Genomic DNA, 22,799 nt, shown 5'->3' with positions numbered 1-22,799 from the left:
GCGGTCGATGCGGGAGGCCGCAGCGCTGTTGGCGCAGGCGCGCCGCATCGTGATCTTCACCGGCGCGGGCGTCTCCGCGGAGAGCGGGGTGCCGACCTTCCGCGACGCCCTCACCGGCCTGTGGCGCAGCTTCGACGCGCAGCGGCTTGCCACGCCGGAGGCGTTCCGCGAGGATCCCGCGCTGGTCTGGGGCTGGTACGAGTGGCGACGCGCCACCGTGCGGCGGGCCCGCCCGAACGCCGGTCACGTGGCCGTGGCCGCGATCGAGGCACGCCTGCCCGGCGCGGTGGTCGTCACGCAGAACGTCGACGACCTGCACGAGCGCGCCGGCTCGGTCGCGCCGATCCACCTGCACGGCAGCCTCTTCGCGCCGCGCTGCTCGGCCTGCTCCCATCCGGCGCCGACGCCGGACGATGCTGCCGAGGAACCGGACGACGGCCGACGCGGGCCTCCGCCCCGGTGCGCGCGCTGCGCGGGCCCCGTCCGGCCCGGGGTGGTGTGGTTCGGTGAGGCGTTGCCGACCGCCGCGTTGCAGGCCGCCGTGGAGGCGGCGTCCACCTGCGATCTGCTGGTGACCGTGGGCACCTCGGGCCTGGTGTATCCCGCCGCCGAGATCCCCCAGGTGGCTGCCCGCTTCGGCGCCACCGTGCTGCAGGTCAACCCGCAGGAGACGCCCCTGGACGCCGTGTCCGACGTGAACCTGCGCGGTCCGGCCGCCCAGGTGCTTCCCGCTCTCGTGCACGCCGCCTGGGGTGCCGACCCGGCGTGACGGCGCGCGGGCGCATCCGGTGCGGGACGCCGGCCCGGGCCCGTGTCGCGGGCCTGCGCCCCGGTCGCCGGTTCAGCCGCACCAGGGCCGGCGGTACCGCTGACGTAGACTGTCGGCGGTCCAGCACCGGCCAACCGACACGCGCCGGCTGGCGGCGGCGAGGGTGTTGCTGTGTCACGGAGGCGCTCCGTCGAGGTCGGACGTGGCGCAGTCGCCGGACGGGGCGGGAGAGGTGAGGTGGCTGTGCGCGGTCCTGCGATGACGGACGTGGCTCGCCTCGCAGGCGTCTCGCACCAGACGGTGTCCCGGGTCCTCAACGGGCACCCGAACGTACGCGAGCAGACCCGGCTGCGGGTCCAGGCGGCCATCGCCGAACTCGGCTACCGGCCCAACCGCGCGGCGCGGGCGCTGGTCACCGGCCGGTCCCAGGTGATCGGGGTGGTCGCGCAGAACACCACCCTCTACGGCCCGGCCTCGCTGCTGGCGGCCCTGGACCAGGCGGCGGCCGAGGCGGGGTTCGCGGTCAGCGTCGGCAGCGTGAGCGACCTCGACGACCAGTCCATCTCGGCGGCGGTGGAGCGGCACCTCGCGCACCGGGTCGCCGGCATCGTGGTGATCGCGCCTGTCGAGTCGGCGGGGGAGGCCCTCGAACGGCTCCCCAAGGACGTTCCGCTGGTCACCGTCGACGGCGACCCGAGCCGCCCGGTGCCCCTGGTCACGGTCGACCAGGTCGCCGGTGCCCGGGCCGCCACGCAGCACCTTCTCGACGCCGGGCACCGGACGGTCTGGCATGTCTCCGGCCCGCCGGACTGGTTCGACAGCGCCGGCCGGATCGAGGGGTGGCGGGAGACGTTGCAGGCGGCGGGCGCCGAGCTGCCGCCGGTGCTGCCGGCGGACTGGTCGGCGGCAGCGGGGTACCGGTGCGGACAGATGTTGGCCCGGATGCCCGAGGTCACCGCGGTCTTCACCGCCAACGACCACCTGGCGCTCGGTGTGCTGCGGGCGCTGCACGAGCACGGCCGGCGGGTGCCTGACGACATCAGCCTGGTGGGCTTCGACGACGTGCCGGAGGCGGCGTACTTCATCCCGCCGCTGACCACCGTGCGGCCCGACTTCGCCGCGGTCGCCCGGGCGAGCCTGGACCTGCTGCTGGCGCAGATGGAATCCGACGTCGCCGGCCCGCTGCGGCAGACGGTCGCGCCCTCCCTGGTCTCCCGTCGCAGCGTCGCCGCCCCGCCACGGCGCTGATCCCGCCGGAGATCCATCACCACCTGGGCCGCCGCGACGTCGCCCTGTACGTCGAGCGCCACGACGGCTCGACGCTCTTCCGCGGCGCCCCGACCGCGCGTCCGACACCTGCCACCGGGAGCAGGCGGTCCGCGAGCCGGCGTGCGGGGGCTGCATCGGCCAGTGTCTATTGACAGGAGAGCCGCCTCGGACCGACGCTGAGAGAGCGCTCTCTCAGGCCGCCCACCACCCCGAGGAGGACCTTTCGTGAAACTTCGAAGAAGGCTGCTCGCCGCCGTGTCCGCGCTGGTCGCCGCCGTCCCGGTGACCCTCGCCGCAGCCCCCGCCCACGCCGTCGGCCCCGCGCTGCTGCCCGTCACGGTCACCAACAGCACCGGCCGGGGCGAGGCCGTCCACCTGTACGTGATCGGCGTGCAGCTCTCCAGCGGCCGCCTCGGCTACGTCAACCAGGGCGGCACCTTCGTTCCGTGGTCGGGCGGGCAGCTCCCGCCGTCGCCCGCGCCGGACGCGTCGATCCCGGGGCCCGGAAACGGCGGCAGCACGACCATCCGGTTCCCGCGCGGGTTCTCCGGCCGCGTCTACTTCTCCTTCGGGGAGAAGCTCAAGTTCTTCCTCACCCCGGACGGCCTCGTGCAACCCGCCCCGTGGGCGGCCGGCGACGCCAACCGCGACATCCTGTTCGACTGGAGCGAGTTCACCTACAACGACGCCGGACTGTGGCTCAACAGCTCACAGGTCGACATGTTCGCGGTGCCGCACGCGGTCACGGTGACCGGTGCCACCGGCGTCACCAAGCGCACCGGCGACGTCGTCGCCGGGGGCCGCAACGCGATCATCGAGGGCGTCCGGTCCCAGCCGGGCTGGGCCAACACGGTCCACACCCGATCCGACGGGACCGTGTTGCGGGTTCTCGCGCCCGGCAAGGCGGCCGGCGCAGGCCTGTTCAGCGCCACCTACCTGGACTCCTACATCGCGTCGGCCTGGAACGCGTACACGACCAGGACGCTGACCGTGGTGCCGTTCGCCGACCAGCCGAACACCCGCTACTTCGGCCGGACCTCGGGCAACGTCATGACCTTCACCAACAGCGCCGGTCAGGTGGTCGCCTCCTTCAACCGGCCCTCCTCGGCGAGCGTCTGGGGCTGCGACGGGGACCTGCCCGCACCCAACGACCCGGTCGTCGGCCCGATCTCCCGGACGCTCTGCGCCGCGCTGAACCGGGGCACGCTCGGCACCATCGACACCCAGCCCAGCACCGACGCCGCCCAGTTCTACCGCAACAACCCGACGAACCACTACGCCCGCGTCATCCACGCCAACATGACCGACGGCAGGGCGTACGCCTTCGCCTTCGACGACGTCGGCGCGTTCGAGTCCCTGGTCCACGACGGCGACCCCCGCGCGGCCGGAATCGTCCTGAGCCCGTTCGGCGCCGGGAGCGGCGGACCTGGGAACCCCGGCACCGGGGTGCCCGTGCTGAGCAACTGGAACAACAAGTGCATCGACGTGCCGAGCTCGAACTTCGTCGATCGGGCGCAGTTGCAGATGTGGAACTGCAACGGCACCGCCGCGCAGAAGTGGACGTTCACCGGCGACACCCTGCGCAGCCAGAACGACAAGTGCATGGACGTCGACAACGGCGCGACCGGCAACGGCGCGGTCGTCCAGCTCTACACGTGCAACGGCACGGGCGCGCAACGGTTCACCCTGACCGCGGCCGGTGACCTGGTCAACATCCAGGCCGGCAGGTGCGTCGACATCCGGGACTGGAACAGCGCCGACGGCGCGAAGCTCCAGCTCTGGGACTGCGCGGGCACCGCCAACCAGAAGTGGCGCAAGGGCTGACCCGCCCGGCGGATGGCGGCGACCCGTCGCCATCCGTCCCGGCCCGGACCGTCGGGGCGACCGACGTCCGTCGCGCCCGCTGTGCCATCGTGGTCCTGCCGTCGGAGCGCCGGACGTCGGCACCCGGCAGGTGCCACGACGCCGCCGCGCCGGCGGTGGCGTCGACGGGAAGGGGAGCGGCGATGGGGGAGCAAGGGTCCGGGCCGCTCAGCGGCATCCTCGTGGCCGACTTCTCCCGGATCCTCGCCGGACCGTACGCGACCATGCTCCTCGCCGACCTCGGCGCCGAGGTGGTCAAGGTCGAGGGGCCCGGCGGGGACGACACCCGGACCTGGCTGCCGCCCGTGCGGGAGGGCACCTCCACCTACTACCTCGGCGTCAACCGCAACAAGCGGTCCATCGCCCTCGACCTCGCCGACGCCGACGACCTGGCCGTCGCCCGGGAACTGGCCCGCCGCGCCGACGTCATGATCCAGAACTTCCGGCCCGGCGGACTGCGGCGCTTCGGCCTCGACTACGACAGCGTCGCCGCCGTCAACGAGCGGATCGTCTACGCCTCGATCAGCGGGTTCGGCGCCGGCGCCGGCGCCAACCTGCCCGGCTACGACCTCGTGGTCCAGGCCGCGTCCGGCCTGATGAGCCTCACCGGCGAGCCGGACGGTCCGCCCTACAAGGCCGGGGTCGCCGTGTTCGACGTGATCGCGGGCCTGCACGCCGCCGTCGGCGTCCTCGCCGCGCTGCACCACCGCGACCGCTGCGGCACCGGCCAGCACGTCGAGGTGGACCTGCTCTCCTCCGCGCTGTCCGGCCTGGTCAACCAGACCAGCGGCCACGTCGCCGGCGGCGCGACGCCGTTCCGGATGGGCAACGGGCACCCGAGCCTGTTCCCGTACGAGCCGCTGCCCACCGCCGACGGCGACCTCGTCGTCATCGCCGGCAACGACGGCCAGTTCCGCAAGCTGTGCCAGGTCCTCGGCCTGCCCGAACTGCCCGACGACCCCCGGTTCGGGCGCAACCAGGACCGCACGGTCAACCGGGAGGCCCTGCGGCCCCTCCTGGTCGCGCGACTGGTCCTGCGCAGCCGCGACGAGTGGTTCCGGGACCTGCGCGCGGCGGGCGTGCCGTGCGCCCCGATCAACACGGTCGCCGGGGGCGTCGACCTGGCGCGGGAACTGGGGCTGGACCCGGTCGTCACCACCGGCGGCGTGCCCGGCATCCGCCACCCGATCGGCCTGAGCGCCACCCCGGCGCGCTACGACCTGCCGCCGCCGGGCCTCGACGAGCACGGCGACGAGATCCGGAACTGGCTGGCCGGCTGACGCCCGCCCGAGCGCTTCACGCCTGCACGCCCGGCTGACGTCCACTCGCCTGGCTGACGCCCGCCTGGCTGACGCCCGTCCCCGTCCGGCCGGCTGTCGGACCCCGCCCGGCTGCCGCGTCCCGTCCGCGTGTTCCGGCGGAGGGGGCGTCGGCGAGCAGCGTCACCGCCGCAACCCGGCCGCGTGAAGAACGCGTCAAGAAACGCGCCGCCGCCGTCATGATCGCGTGATGACCCCTGTCCCTCGCGCGGGCCCGGAGTTTCGATTGCCCGGCACGGCCGGAAGGCGGTCGTGACGAGCGGTTCCGGCAGAGGAGTCAGTGTGTCCGACGTGGTGTTCGTCCTGGTGGCGGTGGGGCTGTTCGCCGCACTCGCCCTCGTGGTGAGGGGCGTGGAGAAGCTGTGAACGTCGTCGATGCCGTCGGCCTGGGGCTGGCGCTGGGCCTGGGTGTGTTCATGGTGGTCGCGCTGCTGTTCCCGGAGCGCTTCTGATGTCCGCCACGACAGCCGGCGCACTCTTCGTCCTGTCCCTGGTGGCGGCCCTGGTCGTCGTCCACCGCCCGTTCGGCGACCACCTGCACCGGGTGGTCGCCGGAACGCGCCGGCCAGCAGCGCGGGCATCGTACGTCGAAGTCGCATGGCATTCCTCCTCGTCGATGGCGGGAGGCTACCAATTAACTTTGTTAAATGTAAGCGGCGGAGCGGAGGCGGCGTGCCGGCGAGGCCGTCGCGGGGCGGCCGGCGGCTGCCGGAGGAAGCCGGTAAAACTTTTCGCCAATATCGACGATGGCTGTGGAGCTAATCTCCGGACCGGGATACCCTCCGGTGGACACCTGCCGTCCATCGTGGAGGAGATCGAGCATGCGTAAGTTGATGTCGGCGGTCGGAGCCGGAGCGATGCTGACCGTGGGGCTGCTCGCCGGCGCGAGCCCGGCGCAGGCGGCGAGCTGCACGCTCGTGCAGTCCGAGATCTACAACGGGGCCAACATCATCGCCTGGTCGCAGGGCCTGCAGGGCTGCTCCGGCGACGTCTACTGGGAGATCCAGTCGGGCGACGCCGGCGGCTGGCAGGTCGCGCAGAGCGGCACCACGCACTACGCCAACGAGGTGCAGAGCTACTACGGCGACGTCGAGCTGCCGTGTTACCTGCGGGTCTACGCGAAGTTCGGCACCCAGGAGAAGCTGACCCAGCCCGCGCGCAACAACAACTGCGCCGGCTGACGACCGGGTCGGACGGGGCGTGGTGCGCGCCCCGTCCGACCCGGACTCCCGCAGCGGTTACGCGGCGGGATACCGCGTGACGTAGACGGGCTCGCCCACCCGCGTCGTGTCGGCCGCCGCGCCCACTCCGTTGACCACGTGGTCGATCGTGCCGGCGCTCAGGTTCACGGTCATGACGTGGTGCAGCCTGACGCCCGGGGCGACGGGGACCTCGAAGCCGTTCTCCGTGCGGATCGACGGGTTGTTCTGGTTGAACACGTACACCCCGCCGCCGTGCAGCGTGTGGTGCCGCACCCGGTCGCCGACCTTGTACCCGGCCCAGCCCTCGACGGCGCCGTTCATCCAGTCGGCCTGCGTCGGCGGGTCGTACGGCAGCTCGTTCTGGTAGAGGATCGTCGTGCCGTGCTCACCGTTCCAGACCGTGTTGTACCGCTGGAAGTGCTCGACGAACAGGCCGGTGGCCGTCACGTGGTCGCCGTTGATGACGGCGCCGTAGCGACCGGTGTTGGTCCGCCAGCGGTCGGTGTCGCCGTTGACGCCCTCGGTGAAGCCCTCGACGCCGTGGTCCCCGCGCCACACCCAGGTGTGGTCGATCAGGACGTGGTCGGCGTTGACCTCCAGCGCGGTGTGCGTCCTGCCGATGTGCGGCCCGCCGACGCGGAAGTACACGTCGGAGAGCGTGATCGGGTTGCGCGGGGTGCTGGCGTTGCGACCGTGCTCGCGCCCCACCCGCAGCAGCACCGGCGACTCGGCCGGGCCGGCGTCGATGGTCACCCCGGCGACGACGACGCCGGGCACGCCGGCGACGTCCAGCGGTACGGCGCCGTGCACGGCGGTGAGCGTGGCGTGACCGATGCCGAGCACCACGGTGTCGGGCCGCCGGACCTCGATGCTGCGGGCGATGTCGTACACGCCGGGGGTGAGCAGCAGGTGCTTGCCGCGGGCCAGCTGGCTGTTGATGACGTGCACCGGATCGGACGGCTTGGCGATGAAGAAGTCCCGGATGCCGATGGTGCGCCCCGGCGTCATGCCGTCACCCCAGGAGATGCCCCGGCTGTCTCGCCGGACGGCAGGGACGCGGACCTGGTAGCGGCCCCGGTCGTCCATGAACAGGTACGGCTTCTCCCTGCTGAGGGGCGTGGTGTCCAGCGTGGTGTACGGCGGGTCGGGGAAGTCGGCGTCGTCGGGGGCGCCCACGGTGCCGGCGAAGACCTGGTTCCACACCGCGTTCGACCAGCTCTCGACCTCGCTGTTGCGGGTCAGCCACTGCTGCTGGGAGCCGTTGGTGGTGGCGGGCAGCCGGGAGTCGGCGATGAAGCCGCCGCTGGCGTACTGCGGGCCGGCGGTGCAGTAGTCCATCAGGGACAGGCCGCCGCCGCTGATGTCGAGGCGGCGCATGGAGACCGCCTGGGAGACCGCCCAGAAGTTCGCCGAGGAGCGGCAGCCGTCCTGGCCGGTGGCGTTGACGGACAGCGACAGGTTGGACAGGGTGCGCCAGAAGTTGACCAGGGCGATGCAGTTGCCGGTCCCGCCGCCTTCGAGGCAGCGGTTGTAGGTCTCGATCTTGCCGTTGACGGTGACGTCGGTGGGGGAGGCGCCCAGGCCGGAGACCTCGGTGTAGTAGCCGACCTTCACGTGCAGGGGCTGCGTGTCCGTACCGTAGCTGCCGGGCTTGAAGAGGTACGCGTGCCGCGCGGAGCCCATCTCGGCGTCGACCTGCCGGGCGTGCGCCGCGTCGAGGGTCGCCTGGATCTCGGCGACCGGTGTGTCGGGGTCGAAGATCGTCACGTTGGGCCCGAAGTCCGGGGCGCCGTGCCGGGCCGGTCCGGCCGCTGCGGCCGTGCCGGTGGTGCTGGCGACGGCCGTCAGCACCAGGCCGAGGGCGAGCGTCCGGCGGAGCCGCCGTCGCGCGTCGGGGGACTGCATTCTCATCGTTCGTCCTCTCCGCCGGCCGGGCGCGGGTGCCGGGCTCGGCGACGTGGTGGGGAGGTGTTCCGGCACGGCGCGGGTGGGCGCGCCGATGGCCGGCTCGCGGTCGTCGTCGACCTGCCTCGTGGGGCGGCGGCGGGGGACGACGCCCTTGTGAGAGCGCTCTCTCGCCATCGCGACTTCCATCACGGCGTGAAAGAAGGGTTGGCATGTTTCTACCCTGTCGATCCGCCGGGCGCTACCGCTGCGTGCTGACGGATCCCACTCCCGCCAGACGCGGCCGCCAGGCCGGTGGCGGGTTAGCCGTGCCCGGCCGGCCGGTGGAGCGGCTGCACGAGCACCGGTCGGTACCCGGCCTCGGGCGGCAACGCCACGCCTTCCACCAGACCGCTGCGAAGGTGCAGCCGCACCAGGGGCAGACCGAACTCGTTGCGTCCGTGGTCGGCCGGGACGAGCACGTGCTCCGGGCTCTCCCAGACCGGCCCGCCCGGGACCGGGCTGGTCGCGCTGCCGCCGGGCAGCGGCAGCATCCGGGGTCGGTCGGGGTGTGCCGGGTCGTACAGACGCAGGCCCGGCGGCGCGTACACCCAGGAGTACAACTGCCGGCCGCCGGGCACGAGGGCGGCGGCCGGGTCCGCGGGCAGCGGAACGACACCGCCGTCGGGCCGGATGAGCAGCGCCGGGTGGCTCCGGTCACGGGCCAGCGCCACACCGCTGTACGGGTCGACCTGGCGCAGCGCGTGCGGCAGCGGCTCCGGCTTCTCGCCCGGCGTCCAGCGCACCGAGGCCGCGCCGCCGTCGACGCTGGCGTACACGGCCCCGTCGTGGATCCCGACGGCGGAGAGAGCGTCGGCCTCGTCCCACGGCATGCTCTGCCGGGAACCGTCGGCGAGGTCGACGAGGTGCAGCCGATGCCGGGAGCGTCGACCGACGTGGTACTCCACGGCGGCCAGCCGGTCGCCGGCCGCGTCCAGGACGGCCCGCCAGCCCATGCTCGTGCCGAGCAGGACGAACTCGCCGTCGGGGCGCACCAGCGCGGTCTGGGTGCTGCTGAGCAGCACGGTGCCGTGCCGGCTCTGCATGGCCTGCGCCACCTGGACCCCCGGCCAGCGCGCCAGCACCACCGGGGCGTCGTCGCGCCACACGACCAGCTCGCCCCCGGAGCCGACGAATCCGGCGCGGGGCGGTGGCCCGGGAGGTAGCGCCAGCGGACGGGTCTCCAGGGTGGACGACAGGCGGCTGCTCGTCGTGACCCACGCCATGGTCGGACCGCTGACCCCTGGCGGCCGTGCGGTGCCGCCGGGACCGGCGTGCGGGCCGGGCCCGGCATCGCTCGCAGCGGTGGCCACGGTGCCGCGCAGCCGCCCGAGGCCGGTCGGTCGGCTCACCGGCTGCGGCGGTGGTTGCCGGGGCGCGCGCGGGGTCGGCTGGACGACCAGTGTCAACGGCCCGTCAGTGCTGTCGAAGGGGGCGAGCAGCCCGTCGCCGACGGCGTGGCGCAGGATCGCCCGGACGGCGTCCGGCGTGCTGAGCAGCCGATCGGCGAGCCAGTCGATGGTGACGGTCGCAGCGCCCTCGCGCGCCCACAGCAGCAACGACAGCAGGTCCGAGGTGGCGTACCGGAAGTGCGCGGAGGGACCGCCGCCGCGGGTGCGCAGGGCCGGCTGGGCGAGGTCGTCCTCGCTGAGCAGCGGGCTGCTGCGCGCGATCCACCGAGGTGGCTCCGGGCTGGCGGACACGGGCCAGAACCGCAGCAGGTAGCTGTCGCCCTCGTCGGCCGGTCGCCGGCAGAAACGCAACCGGTAGAGGCCCGGTTCCCCCAGGCGGAACGAGTCGCGGGGGGAACCGCCGGTCACCATCGCCAGGCCGACCGTCCCGCCGGTGGCGAAGGGCGTCTCGACGACATCGGCCCAGCCGTCGTCCTCGGGCGCAGGTGCGTCGTGGCTTTCGAGCCGCACCTCGTGGTAGCGGTCCGACGCGCGGCCGTCGATCCAGCCGTCCCCGGCGCGGGCGATTGAGCCGCACGGCTGAGTCTTCACCGCGTATTCGCGCAGCAGCTCGTCGACCCGCGCCCGCGCCGGACCCCACGGGTCCGCCTCGCGCAGCAGGAACGTGCCGTACTCCGGCCGGTATTCGCGGTCCTCGAAAGCCCGTAACAGTGCCACCGTCATTCCTCCCCGTCGCGCCCCGGCACGCTACCGACCGCCTCCGACGTCTTGTCGCCTCCGTGATCCGTCGGGGAGCGGAGCCGGCCACTCACCCGTCGACGACCAGGCGGATCCTCACGGTGTCGCCCACCGCCAGCCCTTCGGCCCGTCGCACGGCCGCCTTCACCGGCACGATGTATCGTCCGTCCTTGGGGAACAGGGACGTGCTCCAGCGGGTTTCCCCGATCCGCGCCGCGACGGGGATCATGCCCCAGCCGTAGCTCACCCCCGCAGACCTCGCGGCCAGCTCCTGGCAGCCCTCTTCCGGAACGGTGACGAAGTGCCATGGCGCGGGGCCTCTCCAGAACCACAGCTCGCCGCTCAACTCCAGGTCCATCGGCCCAGCATAGGAACGGGGACCGACTCTTTCGGACGGGTGAGGCGCCGCTCGGCGACGCCGGCGACCTGGCCGGGCAGCCGGAGACCGAGCCCGGGTTCGCGGTGACCCGCGCGCCCGCCGGCCCGGCGGCACTCGCGTCGTCAGCGCCGATGGGGCAGCATGCACCCGTGCTCCTGATCGTTCCATCGGACCCGCTACGACCGCGGCACCCGGACGCCCACTTCGCGCCGGAGGCCCGCGCCGCCCGGGAGGCCGGCGTCGAGGTCGCCGTCGTCGACCACGACGCGTTGGCCCGTGGTGAGGACGTGTCGCGGGCGGTGTCGCGGGTGACGGCCGAGGGCGTCGCGGTCTACCGCGGCTGGATGCTGCGCAGCGAGCGGTACGCCGCCTTCGCGGACGCGTTGGCCCGACGGGGCGTCAGCCTGCGTACGAGCGGCGAGCAGTACCGGCGCGCCCACGAGCTGCCGGGCTGGTACCCGGACCTGGTCGAGCTGACGCCACGCTCGGCGTGGACGGTCGGCACCGAGCGTGCCGAATTCGACCGGGCGAGGCGTGCGCTCGGCGGCGGGGCGGCGGTGCTGCGCGACTTCACCAAGTCGATGAAGCACCACTGGCACGAGGCGGCGTTCATCCCGGATCTCGACGACGGCGATGCCGCCTGGCGGGTCGCCAGCCGCTTCCTCGACCTGCGCGGCGAGGACCTCGTCGGCGGCCTGGTGCTGCGCCGGTTCGAGCGGTTCAGCACCGCCGAGGTCCGCACGTGGTGGGTCGACGGCGCCTGCGTCCTCGTCGGCGCCCATCCCGACAGTCCGCACGACACGCCGCCGGAGGCGTTCGACGCGGGCCCGGTGAGCGGTTCGGTGGCGGCGCTGGGGCTGCCGTTCGTGACCGTGGACCTGGCCCTGCGCGCCGACGGCGTCTGGCGGATCGTCGAACTCGGTGACGGGCAGGTCAGCGACCGACCGTCCACCATCGACCCGGCCGCTCTGGTCGACGTCCTGCGTCGCGGATCCTGACCTCCGAAACTTCCGGTGCTCCGGTCGACGTCGGCCCGGCTCGCGGGCAGGGCGTGAGCCTGCCCGAGGCGACGATGTGGCGCGCATCCGTCGGAAGAATCCGATAACCGGGCGTTGAGGTTCCGGACATGTTCCGATACGGTCCGATGGAAGGGCTTCGATCAACTCACGGTGTCGAGGATGCTGACGGCGGCGTGGTCTCCGGGCGACCACCCCACCGGCCCCACACCGTGGCGGGCGGTTGCCGAGGCGGCCTTCTCATCCAATCGGCTCATCGAAAGGCTCTGCCATGGACAACATGCTCGCCCGTGCCAGCGGGCGCCCGGTGACCCGCCGGCGGCCACGCGTCGCGCTGGCGTCGGTCGTGGTCGGTCTCGCCGTCGCCGCCACGACGGTCGCGGTGGCGTCCGGCGCCAGCGCCGGCACGACCCTGGGGACGTCCGCCGCCGAGAAGGGGCGTTACTTCGGCGCCGCGGTCGCCGCCCACAAGCTCTCCGACACCACGTACGTGGGGATCCTCAACCGGGAGTTCAACTCGGTCACCCCCGAGAACGAGATGAAGATCGACGCCACCGAGCCGCAGCAGGGGCAGTTCACCTTCGGCAACGCCGACCGGATCGTCAACCACGCGCGCGCCAACGGGATGAAGGTGCGGGGGCACACGCTGGCCTGGCACTCCCAGCAGCCCGGCTGGATGCAGAACATGAGCGGCTCCGCCCTGCGTTCCGCAATGCTGAACCACGTCACCCAGGTCGCCACCTACTACCGCGGCAAGATCGACTCCTGGGACGTGGTGAACGAGGCGTTCGCCGACGGCGGCAGCGGGGCCCGCCGCGACTCGAACCTGCAACGCACCGGCAACGACTGGATCGAGGTGGCGTTCCGCGCCGCGCACGCCGCCGACCCGACCGCCAAGCTGTGCTACAACGACTACAACACCGACGACTGGACACACGCCAAGACCCAGGCCGTCTACAACATGGTCCGCGACTTCAAGGCCCGGGGCGTGCCGATCGACTGCGTGGGCCTCCAGTCGCACTTCAACAGCGCCTCGCCCTACCCGGGCAACTACCGCACCACGCTGTCCAGCTTCGCGGCGCTCGGCGTCGACGTGCAGATCACCGAGCTGGACATCGAGGGCTCCGGCGCCAGCCAGGCCACCGCGTACCGCAATGTGGTCAACGACTGCCTCGCCGTGGCCCGCTGCACCGGCATCACCGTGTGGGGCATCCGGGACACGGACTCCTGGCGGGCCAGCGGCACCCCGCTGCTCTTCGACGGCAGCGGCAACAAGAAGCCGGCGTACACCGCCACCCTCGACGCCCTCAACGGCGGCACCACTCCGCCGCCCACCACGGCGCCCCCGACCACCCCGCCGCCCACCACCCCGCCGCCGTCCGGCGACTGCGCCGCGACGGTGTCGCTGAACTCGTGGAACGGCGGCTTCGTCGCCACGGTACGGGTCACCGCAGGCGCTGCGGCGATCAACAGCTGGGCGGTCGCCCTCACGCTGCCGGGCGGCGCGACGATCACCAACACGTGGAGCGCGCGCGCCACCGGGACCAGCGGTGCCGTGACGTTCCGCAACGTCGACTACAACGGCCGACTCTCCGCCGGAGCCACCACGGAGTTCGGCTTCCAGGGCACCGGGACCGGCCCGACCGGCACGCCCACCTGCACCGCGAGCTGACCCGTCGGCGGCCCGGCGGGGGAAACTTCGCCGCCGGGCCGCCGACGCACGCACCTCTTGTTCCACCCCGTGTGGCGCAGCGGTTCGACACGGAGGGGCGGGCGTATCCCGCCCCTCCGCCGTCGTCACCCAGGCGCCCGCCACCACCGCCTTCGCTCGACGTCAGGGGAGGGTGCGGCCTACGTGTCGCGGAGGCGAGCGAGCGTGTCTTCGATCCGTTCCTGTAGCAGCTCGTCGGCCCAGACGATGTCATCCGCGGAACTGCCCACGCCGGAGCGGTCGTCGCGGTCGAGGAGTTCCTCCAGGGCGGGGATCGTCTCGACCGCCCGCAGCTCCAGGATGATCGCGAGGGCGAACCGGCCGCCGTAGTCGACGACTCCGCGGGTCAGCGGCTCAACCAGCTCCGCCGTCTGTACGCCGAGTCGAGCGAGGGCTCGGGCGGCGGACAGTCTGCTCCAGCGGTCGCCCAGACGGTCGCGCAGCTGCGGTTCCAGGTGGGCGACCGTTGCCGGGGAGGCGTACGCGAGGTCGGCGATGAGATCGGCGGCATGACGCGCGGGGGTGTCTCCGGCGACGAGCACGGCCTCCACCGTCGGCAGTACGCCCGCCGGCCCGGTTACGGCAGCCACCATCCGCGCCGCCAGGACCTGTCGCTCCCGCTGCGGGTGGATCCGGTCGGCGCTGCCGGTCAGCTGCGCGGACGCGACGGGCAGCAGCGGCGCCAGGGCCTCGCCGAGCTCACCGACGCCCGACATGGAGGTCCATGGCACCCGTGCGTCTCCGGTCAGGATGGCGTGCAGGGCGTCGAGCACCACGTCGGTGTCCCCGGTCAGCCGCCGGACGGCCAGGGCCGCTTGCAGGTCGCCCGTCCGCACCGCCTGGTTCCGCCAGTGCGGGACGGCGGCGTGCTCGTCGTGACCCGACACGAGGAGCGCCCCAGCGACCTGCGGACCGGCGTGCGGCATGGCGGCGAGCAGGTCCGGCACGAGCGCGGTGGCGTCCGCACCCCAGTGCCCGACCAGCCCCGCCAGCACCTCGGCGTACGCCGGATGGCTGACCAGTCGGCCCCGGACAGCGGCCAGGACCTCCGGTGTGCAGCGGACCGCGCCGGGGGTGAACCGGAATTGGTGGCCCCTGGCGGCTGCCGCACACACCGGCTCGACCCAGCGCGGATCGCCGAGCCGCTGCAACGTCTCGACCGCCCGGTACTCGACGGTGAAGCCCGGTTCTCCGGCGGAGTCGGGAAAGCCGCCAGCGACCTCGGCCAGCACATCGGCGAACTGCCCCGCGGCCGCACCCGCTTGGCGCAGCACGTCGATGACCCCGTCACGAACGTCAGGATCCGGGTCGTCGAGCAGCGGCGCCACTAGTGGTACGAACGCCGGCGGCGCCGCGCGCCGGGCATCGCAGCGCCTGCTCAACGCCCAGAGCCCGGACGTACGGGTTCCCGGCTCGGTGGAGCGCAGCAGGTGCTCGACGACCGCGACCGCCACCGGGGCGGACGGCGCGACCACGATCTCCTCCGACCACTCACCTCCGCGACTCCAGGCCCAGGTGACGCCTGCGTCGTCGTCGATCGCGGCCACCAGGGCGGGGATCGTGCCCGCCGGCCAGTCCAGGTGCGCACGGAGCAACGCCAGCGCGGCGGCCACCCTGACCCGCGGGTCACCGTGCAGCGCCGCGTCACCCAGCACCGTTTCCGCGCCAGCGGAATCCACCTCGCCCAACGCGAGCGCCAGCGCCGCCCGCGCCGCCGGATGCTCCTCCACCGCCCACCGCCGCCACAACGGCTCGGCACCCACCCCCGCCTTCGTCGCGGCGTAGGCCGCGGCCTCGCGGACCTGTGGGTCGGCGTCGTCGAGCAGGGCCACGAGAAGCTCCAGTTGGCCGGTGACGGCCGCCCGTACCCGTGTGAAGGCGGCGCCGTAGGCGTGCCGGTCGTCGGCCAGCATGCCCAGCATCCAGGCGAGGTCGGATCGGCAGCTCGTGGCCCCGGCGGCAAGCTCCGCGAGGAACGGCACCGCGGCCACCGTGGCCGGGTAGACCGTGCCCTGATGGAAGATGCTGCCGTGCAGGTCGGCGATCGCCGCCGAGGCGACCTCGCCGTCCTCGGAGCCAGCCTTCCGCAGCAGTTCCGGTGTGTCGAGCCCGCTGCCGTAGGCATGTGACAGCTCGTCCCAGGCAACAGCGTCAAGACCTTCGAGCACGCGCGCAGCCTACGTGCCCGTCCGCGATGGGCGCCGACCCCACCAGAGTCGCGGACCGGCCCGCTGATATTCAGGTACAGGTCGAGATTGCGGTGCGGTGCCGCCGACGGTCGAGAGGGGGCGGTGCGGCACGGTCCCGATCGGACGCCGGTCGTCGGCGGCTACGCGCCGACCCGCCGACCCGCTGCTGTACGGCGACGAGACCAGGGCGCTCTCACCGCTCATGTGGGTGACGGGGAAGCTTCCCCTGGACACCAGCCTGTTCATCGGCTCGACCGCACTGCTTCCCTGCATGATCTACTTCGGGACCGGGAAGCGTGGCAGGGGCGGCGACCGACACTAGCGGCGGGTCCCCGGCACCGAGGAGCGGAGCATCGGGCGGACCGCCCTGCCGGTCAGCCGGCGCCGAAGCAGACGAAGGCGGCGGCGGTGGCATGGGCGGCACCACCACCGGCGGTGCCGAACGCACGCTGGGCCTCGGCGAGCGCCACCGCCGGCGGAGCACCGGCACGCATCCGCCGGTGCAGGTCCAGCATCAGCGCGGTGGTCAGGTCGGCCGGCACCGGCAACACGGTGGCGATCAGGCTGCGGGTGCCCAGGGCCAGCAGCACGGCGGTGAAGCCCATCACCTCGTCGCCCGGCCGGACGCCGGAGAGGCCGGAGTCGCAGGCGGAGAGCACCACGCAGCCCGGTGGGCGGGTCAGCCGCTCCAACTCGTACGCGGTCAACGGCCCGTCGGCCAGTTCGAGGGTGGAGAAGAGCGGGTTGTCGGCGCGGAAGGCGCCGTGCGCGGCGATGTGCGCCAGCCCGGCCCCGTTCAGCGCGTCGGTGACCGCGTCGGCGGTGGCGGCGCAGCCGGTGAGGGGGCGGGAGCCGGGCAGGGCCGCGCCCAGCTGACGTACCTCGGTCTCGGCGGCGGGCAGCCGGGGCCCGGCCACCAGCACCGGCGGGCCGGCCGGGACGATCCGCCCGACGGCGCGCAACCAGACCGTCGCCGAGGGGGCCACCGTCACCGGCCGGCCGGCGCAGGTCGGCAGGCCCGACCAGGGCACGGCGTGCAGCGCGGCGATCGGGACGATCACCAGTGGCCGGTCGCGCAGCAGCCGGCGTACCGGGTCGAAGAGCTGTTGGTCCAGCGCGGTGGTGGCGAACTCGACCCCGGCCCGGGCGCTGGCCGAGTCGCCGGTGGTGACCAGCCGGCGCAGGCCGAACCGGTGCAGGCGGGCCCGGCCCAGCGCCTCGTCGAGCGGGCCGAGGTCGTGCAGGCTGGTCCGGCCGTCGCGGACCAGCACCGCGCGCAGCCGTGGCCCGTGCGCCACCAGCTCCAGCAGCACGGCGTCACCGAGCGCGGCGGCGAGGGCGGCAACCGTCGGCGGTGCCACCAGGTCGCCGCCGTCCGCGCCCCGGGCCCCGCCGTGCGCGCCCCGGGCCAGTTCGCGGATGCGCTGCTCGAGTCGGCCCTGGCTGCGCCGCAGCGCGTACCCGGGGTGCCCGGCGAGCAGCGCGTCCTCCAGGGCGGTACTGACCATCCGCAGCTCGGCCAGGGCGGCGGCCAGCTCGGGGTCCTGCGGCGGCTGCACCGCGCGCATCCGCAGGGCGTTGGCCCGCCAGCGTTCCGCCCAGGCCAGCACCTGGGCGGGCGTGCCGGTGCGGACGGCGATGTCCAGTCCCTCGGCGGCGAGTTCGTGCCCGTACGCCCCGCTGTGTGCGCGTAGCTCGGTGGCGCCCAGGGAGGCCCGGTGGCCGTCGAGCACCCCCAGCCCCCGGCGCAGGGCCCGGGCCGCCCCGCGCAGGTCCCCGTCGAGCCGGCGCCGCAGCGCGAGCGCGTACCAGCCCTGGGCCCGGTGGGGCGCGGTGCCCCGGCGGTGCGCGCGGGCCGCCACCGCCAGCAGCTCGGCCGCCAGGGCGGGCCGGCCCATGGCCTCGGCCAGCCGGGCGGCCTCGATCCGGGTGGTCAGTGCCGGCGAGGGCCAGCCGGTGGCGTCGAGCTGCCCGGCGGTGCGCACCATGGCTTTGAGCAGGGCCGTCGACCGGGTGCCCCGGGCGAACTCGGCGCGCAGTTCGACGTGCCGGGCGAAGGCGGCCCAGATGCGGCGCCCCTGGCGGCGGAACCGGGCCCGGGACGAGGCGGCGGCGGCCGCGGCGGTGTCCAGGTCACCCGCGAGCAGCGCCGCCCGGGCCCGCGCCAGCAGCGCCTCGGCGAGATCCGAGGCCATGCCACGCCGCCGCAACTCCGTCACGGCGGACGTGGCGACCTCGACCGCCTCGTCGACAAGGGGTACGGAGAGCAGCAGTTCGAAGCGGTCCAACAGCAGCGCCGGCCGGGGCACCGACAACCGGCGGTACTCGTCGCCGACGGTGGCGAAGCTGCGCAGCGCGCCCGCGACGTCGCCGCGCTGGCCGGCGGCGATGCCGATGTTCCAGCGGGCGTCGGCGGCGGCCAGGTCGAGCCCGAGCCGGCTGAAGATGGCGGCGGAGCGGAACAGGTCGTCGTCGGCGTCCCGGCTGGTGCCCCGGTGGGCGTTGAGCAGCCCACGGTTGTTGCGCGCCCGCGCCTCCAGCAGCAGGTCGCCCTCGCGCTGGGCGATCTCCACCGCGATGCCGTAGTCCCGGACCGCCTCGTCGAACCGTCCCCGGTAGTGCAGCACGACGCCCCGCTGCATCCGGGCCCGGCCGGCGTCGGCACCGGTCAGCCGGGGCAGTGCCAGGGTCACCGCGCGAAGCGCCGCGCCGGTGCGCCCGGCGTTGGCCAGGACGTACCCGAGGCTCATCCGGGCCAGTGCCCGTGCCCGGGGCGAGTCGGTGACCCGCACCGCCCGGCGCAGGTGCCGCAGGGCGCCCGGCAGGTCGTTGAGTTCCCGCAGGGCCAGCCCGATGGCGCGTTCGGCGGTGGACCGCTCGTCGGCGTCGGGGTGACCGGCGGCGAGGACCTGGCGGGCGATCGCGATGGCCTCGCGGGGGTAGCGCTGGACGGCGTCGAGCGCGGCCTGGGCCTGGACGGCACCGGGAACGGTGCTGTCGGCCATGCCAAGAAGAATCCCGCAGTCGCGCTCCCCGGTCAATCGCCTCGAGGCGGATCGGACATCAGTCGCCTGGCCGACGATCAATTGACACTCGACTATCCTTTGAAATAATCGTCCGGTGCCTCGGAGAGCGCTTCCGTAGCTGCCCGGCCCGCCGCCGACCACGCATCTTCGACCGCCTGGAGGACCGGTGCCGTCTGACGACTCCTTCGCGTCGCGCCCGCCCGCCGGGCTGTCCCGCCGGCAGGTCATGGCCTGGTCCACCCTGGTCGCCGCAGCGGCGCCGCTCGGTCTCGTCGGGCGCGGCGCCCCGGCCGCCGCCGGCGAGTCGCCCGACGAGACCTACCAGCGGGTCTTCCTGGAGGCCCTGGCCGCCGACCCCGACCTGCGCCGCCACGCCGTCGCGGGCCGGGAGTTCCTCTACCGGCCCCGGCAGTTGCTGGTGGCCCACCCGGACGTGCAGCGGGTCGTGGGTCGGCTGCGCAGCTACGGCCACCCGGTCACCGAGGGCGTCGGCTTCGGCGGGGTCGCCCGACTCCTCTTCGCCACCGAGACCGACATCCCGTCGGTCGTGACCAGGCTCCGCGACCCGCAGCAGTGGCCCGGGCAGCCGGTGCCCCTGGTCCAGCCGCACCACGCCCTGCTCGGCTTCGGCAACATCATGGGCAACCCGGGCGGTCCGCCCCGGGTGGCCGCTGCCCTGCCTACACCGGATCCGGCGCGCGCGGGTGAGGGGGCGGGGGTGACGGTGGGGATCTGCGACACCGGCATCTGGCGGCTGGCCGGTTCCCGCCATCCGCAGTGGTTGGCCGGCAGCTATCTTCCCGAGGTCGACGACGAGGACGCCCTCTACGTCGGCGCTGACGTGCTCGCACTCCAGGGCGGCCACGGCACGTTCGTCGCCGGAGTGGTCCGGCAGGCCGCGCCGGGCGTACGTCTCGATCCCGAGGCCGCGCTGAACGCCACCGGCGTCGGCGACGAGGAGATGCTCGTCGCCGCCCTCGGTCGGCTCGGCCCGCAGGTGTCGGTCGTCAACCTCTCGTTGGGCTACTTCACCCAGGACGATCAGCCTCCGCTGCCGCTGGTCAACGCCCTGGCCGGGCTGCCCGGCCGGGCGGTGGTGGCGTCGGCGGGCAATGCCGGCACCAGCCGGCGGGCCTGGCCGGCCGCCCTGGACCGGGTCCTGGCGGTGGGCGCGGTGAGTGCCGGCGCCACCGGCCCGGTGCCGGCGTCGTACAGCAGCTACGGGTCGTGGGTGGACGCCTGTGCCCTGGGGGACCGAACCAGCACCTACGTCAGGGGCCGGCTCCAATTGCCGGGCCAGCCGATCCGGTACTTCGACGGCTTCGCGGCCTGGACCGGCACCTCGTTCGCCACCGGCCACGTCGCCGGCCGGCTGGCCGCGCTGATGACCAGCGCCGGGCTCGGCGCGGAGGCGGCCCGAGCCGCGCTGGTCGCCGGCCCCCGCTGGCATCCCGACTACGGCGTACTCGTCGCGTGAGCTCGTCGGCACCGGCGCGCGGGGCGTCGTACCGGTGAGTGAGCGCAGCACCGTCGGGCTGGTCGCCGCCGCCTCCTGCGGTGACGAGCGGGCGTGGGGCGAGCTGGTGCGCCGCTACACCCCGCTGGTGCTCTCGGTGATCCGGTCGCACGGACTCGACCAGGTCGACGCGGCGGACGTGAACCAGACCGTCTGGCTCCGCGCCGTGGAGCACCTGGGACGGCTGCGGGAGTCCAACGCCCTGCCCGCCTGGCTGGTCACCACCACCCGACGCGAGTGTTACCGGCTGCTTCGCCTCGGCCGGCGGACCCAGCCGTTCGACCCGTACGACGACTCGGTCGACCGGCACGTCGGCGCCCATCTGCTGGTGGACCCGGTCACCCCGGACGAGGACCTGTTGCGCGCCGAGCGGCAGCAGGCGCTGCGGGAGGCGTTCGCGCAGTTGCCGCCGCGCTGCCGGGACCTGCTGGCCCTGCTGCTGGCCGATCCGCCGGTCAGCTACCGCGAGATCGGCGCGCGGTTGGGCATGCCGGTGGGTAGCGTCGGTCCGAGCCAGGCCCGGTGCCTGCACAAGCTGCGGAACTGTCCGGCACTCGCCCCTTTCCTCAGGGCGCGCCCGGGTGACGAGGGGAGCGGAGGTGACCGGGATGGAGCCGTGGCCACCAGCCGCTGACGACGCCCTGCTGGCCGAGTTGAGGGCCGCCCTGCGGGACTCCGGCCCGGTGCCGGAGGAGTTCCTGGCCGCAGCCCTCGCCGCGTTCAGCTGGCGGACCGTCGACGCCGAGCTGGCCCTCGCCGAGCTGACCTTCGACTCGGTCTGCGATCCGGAACCGGCCGGTCCCACCCGCTCCGCCGGCTCGGCCCGCACGCTGACGTTCCGCACCGGTGCGGTGGTGGTCGAGATCGAACTGACCCCGACCGGCATCGTCGGGCAGCTCTCACCGGCCCGGGGCGGGCGGGTCGCCGCCCGGACCGCCGTCGGCCCGTACGAGGAGGTGCCGGTGGACGCGGTCGGCTACTTCTCGATGGGGGTGCCGCCCGCCGGTCCGGTCCAGTTCTGCGCCCGCACCGCCGGGTACGCGGTGGCGACCGCCTGGGTCACGCTGCGCTGAGCGGACACCGGGCGGGCCCGGGCGAGGCGGGACCGCCCGGGACACCGGCCGGACGGGGTGGAACGGAGGTCGCGGGCCCCGTCCGCGACCTCCGTCCCTGCCCCTCGAGGGCGTTATCCGGCCCGCTGGGCCACCGTGATGTCGTACCGCACGCCGCCGAGGTCGGCCCGTGCGGCGCCGGTGGTGTCCGGGCCGATCTGGGTCACGTTGACGGCCATCTGCTCCCGGGTCGGCACGGTCGCCGTGAAGCTGAGCGAGAAGGCGAGCCGCTCACCGGGGTTGAGCTCCAGGTTGTCCAGGCTGGCCTGGCCGATGTCGACGATCTCGACCTGGTTGCGGCCCACCTCGCGGACACCCTTGCCGGCCTTGCCGCCCTTGGCCCAGCGCTCGAACAGGGTCGGTCCGAGGTCGGCGACGAGCCGGCCACCGGCGGCCTGGAACGGTGCCCCGGTCTGGCTGAAGACCACGCTGCTGCGGGCCGGCCGGGTCAGCGTGTTGCCGATGGCGAACGGCCGGATCTGCGCCAGACCGCCGGCGGTCACCGCCACCGAGTCCACGTTGCGCCAGGCGATGTTGTTGTTGTGACGGGTGTTGACACCGATGTCCGGTCCCTCGAATGTCATCGGGTCGTTGGCGGAGACCCAGCGGGCCAGCAGGCAGAAGTGACCCGGGCCGGGCACGTTGTCCCACGGGATGGTGACCGAGGTGACGCCCGGGTAGACCGGCACCGCCATCGCCCCGATCTGCGTCCACGCGCCCGGCCAGCCCGCCCCGCCGCCGGGCGTGGTCCGGTAGACCCAGATCGTGCCCTCCTCCATGACGCTGTCGCCGTACGGGCCGGGGTTGCGCAGCTTGATGAAGATGTAGTTCCGCTGGCCGACGATCGGGTTCTGGCTGGTCGCGCACTCGATGGCGGTGTGGCAGACCTTGATGTCCGGGCTCTGCCAGAGCGGGTTCAGCGCGTGCGGTTCGAGCCCCACGTCGGCGGCGGTGTCCTTCATGTACACGTCGACCGCCGCGGCGGTGGCGGGGCCGTCCGCCGGGCCGGCCAGTGGCGCGGCACCGGCCGCGGTGACGGACAACAGCGTCGCCAGTGCCGCGCCGGTGAGCAGGGCGAGCGTCGAACGGCGCGCTCTTCCCGCGAGTCTGGTAGACACATTTCCTCCCGATGATGGGGGATCGCCGTTCGCCCCGGGGTGGTGGCGTGGGCGGGTGGACATCCTTACGGAGTCCGATCGACGCAAGTAGATACATCTGACGCCGACGGGTGATGTCAGATGGCGTGAGTTGCCGTCAAGCCGGCGAAAGCCGCAGAGCGCTCGGATGCGGTGCGCGGGCGAGGGCGCACTCACTGTCCGATGACCGACGCGCTA

At 73.7% G+C, this 22,799-nt stretch carries 17 protein-coding genes; 11 read left to right on the top strand and 6 right to left on the bottom strand.

Annotated elements, in window-relative coordinates; all coding sequences use genetic code 11:
- The first annotated feature begins 7 nt into the window (after nt 1–7).
- From AB0B83_RS05790 to AB0B83_RS05765, 6 genes are all read left to right on the top strand, one after another.
- Complete coding sequence (locus AB0B83_RS05790) at nt 8–769, top strand: NAD-dependent deacylase (RefSeq protein WP_357577172.1); 762 nt, start codon at nt 8–10, stop codon at nt 767–769.
- Between the two features lie 258 nt (nt 770–1,027).
- Nucleotides 1,028–2,017, top strand: a complete 990-nt coding sequence (locus tag AB0B83_RS05785; RefSeq protein WP_357577171.1) for a LacI family DNA-binding transcriptional regulator — start codon at nt 1,028–1,030, stop codon at nt 2,015–2,017.
- A gap of 246 nt (nt 2,018–2,263) precedes the next feature.
- Nucleotides 2,264–3,862, top strand: coding sequence for a beta-1,3-glucanase family protein (locus AB0B83_RS05780; protein WP_357577170.1), 1,599 nt, complete (start codon nt 2,264–2,266; stop codon nt 3,860–3,862).
- Between the two features lie 182 nt (nt 3,863–4,044).
- Nucleotides 4,045–5,181 carry a CoA transferase gene (locus tag AB0B83_RS05775; protein WP_357577169.1) on the top strand — a complete coding sequence of 379 codons (1,137 nt, stop codon included), beginning with the start codon at nt 4,045–4,047 and terminating at the stop codon, nt 5,179–5,181.
- Between the two features lie 401 nt (nt 5,182–5,582).
- Complete coding sequence (locus AB0B83_RS05770) at nt 5,583–5,672, top strand: potassium-transporting ATPase subunit F (protein ID WP_357577168.1); 90 nt, start codon at nt 5,583–5,585, stop codon at nt 5,670–5,672.
- A gap of 369 nt (nt 5,673–6,041) precedes the next feature.
- Nucleotides 6,042–6,401 carry a hypothetical protein gene (locus tag AB0B83_RS05765; RefSeq protein WP_311412262.1) on the top strand — a complete coding sequence of 120 codons (360 nt, stop codon included), beginning with the start codon at nt 6,042–6,044 and terminating at the stop codon, nt 6,399–6,401.
- 57 nt (nt 6,402–6,458) lie between these two features.
- On the opposite strand, the gene AB0B83_RS05760 is transcribed toward AB0B83_RS05765, so the two are convergent.
- The 3 genes from AB0B83_RS05760 to AB0B83_RS05750 form a co-directional block, all read right to left on the bottom strand.
- On the bottom strand, nt 6,459–8,327 hold the full coding sequence (locus AB0B83_RS05760; protein WP_357577178.1) for an adenylyl cyclase: 1,869 nt from the start codon (nt 8,325–8,327) through the stop codon (nt 6,459–6,461).
- Between the two features lie 302 nt (nt 8,328–8,629).
- On the bottom strand, nt 8,630–10,495 hold the full coding sequence (locus AB0B83_RS05755) for a hypothetical protein (RefSeq protein ID WP_357577167.1): 1,866 nt from the start codon (nt 10,493–10,495) through the stop codon (nt 8,630–8,632).
- A gap of 91 nt (nt 10,496–10,586) precedes the next feature.
- Entirely contained in the window at nt 10,587–10,874 is a 288-nt protein-coding gene (locus AB0B83_RS05750; protein WP_357577166.1) for a DUF1905 domain-containing protein, read from the bottom strand.
- 170 nt (nt 10,875–11,044) lie between these two features.
- Between AB0B83_RS05750 and AB0B83_RS05745 the strand changes: the two genes are divergently transcribed.
- Together AB0B83_RS05745 and AB0B83_RS05740 are read left to right on the top strand one after the other, a co-directional pair.
- A complete protein-coding gene (locus tag AB0B83_RS05745) occupies nt 11,045–11,893 on the top strand; it encodes an ATP-grasp domain-containing protein (protein ID WP_357577165.1) in 849 nt (282 codons plus the stop codon).
- A 289-nt stretch (nt 11,894–12,182) separates the two neighbouring features.
- The gene (locus tag AB0B83_RS05740; protein WP_357577164.1) at nt 12,183–13,583 is read left to right on the top strand and encodes an endo-1,4-beta-xylanase; all 1,401 of its coding nucleotides are present in this window, start codon (nt 12,183–12,185) and stop codon (nt 13,581–13,583) included.
- A 179-nt stretch (nt 13,584–13,762) separates the two neighbouring features.
- Here AB0B83_RS05740 and AB0B83_RS05735 read toward each other — a convergent pair whose 3' ends face one another.
- Nucleotides 13,763–15,790, bottom strand: coding sequence for a hypothetical protein (locus AB0B83_RS05735; protein WP_357577163.1), 2,028 nt, complete (start codon nt 15,788–15,790; stop codon nt 13,763–13,765).
- 395 nt (nt 15,791–16,185) lie between these two features.
- Nucleotides 16,186–18,816, bottom strand: a complete 2,631-nt coding sequence (locus tag AB0B83_RS05730; RefSeq protein WP_357577162.1) for a CHAT domain-containing tetratricopeptide repeat protein — start codon at nt 18,814–18,816, stop codon at nt 16,186–16,188.
- A 187-nt stretch (nt 18,817–19,003) separates the two neighbouring features.
- On the opposite strand from AB0B83_RS05730, the gene AB0B83_RS05725 reads away from it, so the two are divergent.
- From AB0B83_RS05725 to AB0B83_RS05715, 3 genes are read left to right on the top strand one after another with little or no spacing between them, the layout of a single operon-like run.
- Nucleotides 19,004–20,314 (top strand): S8/S53 family peptidase, encoded by a 1,311-nt coding sequence (locus tag AB0B83_RS05725; RefSeq protein WP_357577161.1) that lies wholly within the window; start codon nt 19,004–19,006, stop codon nt 20,312–20,314.
- A gap of 34 nt (nt 20,315–20,348) precedes the next feature.
- Nucleotides 20,349–20,987, top strand: a complete 639-nt coding sequence (locus AB0B83_RS05720) for a sigma-70 family RNA polymerase sigma factor (RefSeq protein ID WP_357577160.1) — start codon at nt 20,349–20,351, stop codon at nt 20,985–20,987.
- Nucleotides 20,962–21,426, top strand: coding sequence for a hypothetical protein (locus tag AB0B83_RS05715; protein ID WP_357577177.1), 465 nt, complete (start codon nt 20,962–20,964; stop codon nt 21,424–21,426). Before AB0B83_RS05720 ends, AB0B83_RS05715 begins: the two co-directional genes overlap by 26 nt.
- 113 nt (nt 21,427–21,539) lie before the next feature.
- Here AB0B83_RS05715 and AB0B83_RS05710 read toward each other — a convergent pair whose 3' ends face one another.
- A complete protein-coding gene (locus AB0B83_RS05710) occupies nt 21,540–22,583 on the bottom strand; it encodes a hypothetical protein (protein WP_357577159.1) in 1,044 nt (347 codons plus the stop codon).
- Between the last annotated feature and the right edge of the window lie 216 nt (nt 22,584–22,799).

It is taken from the genome of Micromonospora sp. NPDC049060 (assembly GCF_040649055.1).
GTDB lineage: Bacteria > Actinomycetota > Actinomycetes > Mycobacteriales > Micromonosporaceae > Micromonospora > Micromonospora reichwaldensis.
Note: the sequence above shows the minus strand (reverse complement) of the source record. Positions and strands in the feature narration are given on the sequence as shown.

Excerpts from the sequence above, each read along its gene's own strand:
- AB0B83_RS05790 (WP_357577172.1), top strand. The coding sequence starts at position 8 with ATGCGGGAGGCCGCAGCGCTGTTGGCGCAGGCGCGCCGCATCGTGATC.
- AB0B83_RS05785 (WP_357577171.1), top strand. The coding sequence starts at position 1,028 with ATGACGGACGTGGCTCGCCTCGCAGGCGTCTCGCACCAGACGGTGTCC.
- AB0B83_RS05775 (WP_357577169.1), top strand. The coding sequence starts at position 4,045 with ATGGGGGAGCAAGGGTCCGGGCCGCTCAGCGGCATCCTCGTGGCCGAC.
- AB0B83_RS05765 (WP_311412262.1), top strand. The coding sequence starts at position 6,042 with ATGCGTAAGTTGATGTCGGCGGTCGGAGCCGGAGCGATGCTGACCGTG.
- AB0B83_RS05760 (WP_357577178.1), bottom strand. The coding sequence starts at position 8,327 with ATGCAGTCCCCCGACGCGCGACGGCGGCTCCGCCGGACGCTCGCCCTC.
- AB0B83_RS05750 (WP_357577166.1), bottom strand. The coding sequence starts at position 10,874 with ATGGACCTGGAGTTGAGCGGCGAGCTGTGGTTCTGGAGAGGCCCCGCG.
- AB0B83_RS05740 (WP_357577164.1), top strand. The coding sequence starts at position 12,183 with ATGGACAACATGCTCGCCCGTGCCAGCGGGCGCCCGGTGACCCGCCGG.
- AB0B83_RS05730 (WP_357577162.1), bottom strand. The coding sequence starts at position 18,816 with ATGGCCGACAGCACCGTTCCCGGTGCCGTCCAGGCCCAGGCCGCGCTC.
- AB0B83_RS05715 (WP_357577177.1), top strand. The coding sequence starts at position 20,962 with ATGGAGCCGTGGCCACCAGCCGCTGACGACGCCCTGCTGGCCGAGTTG.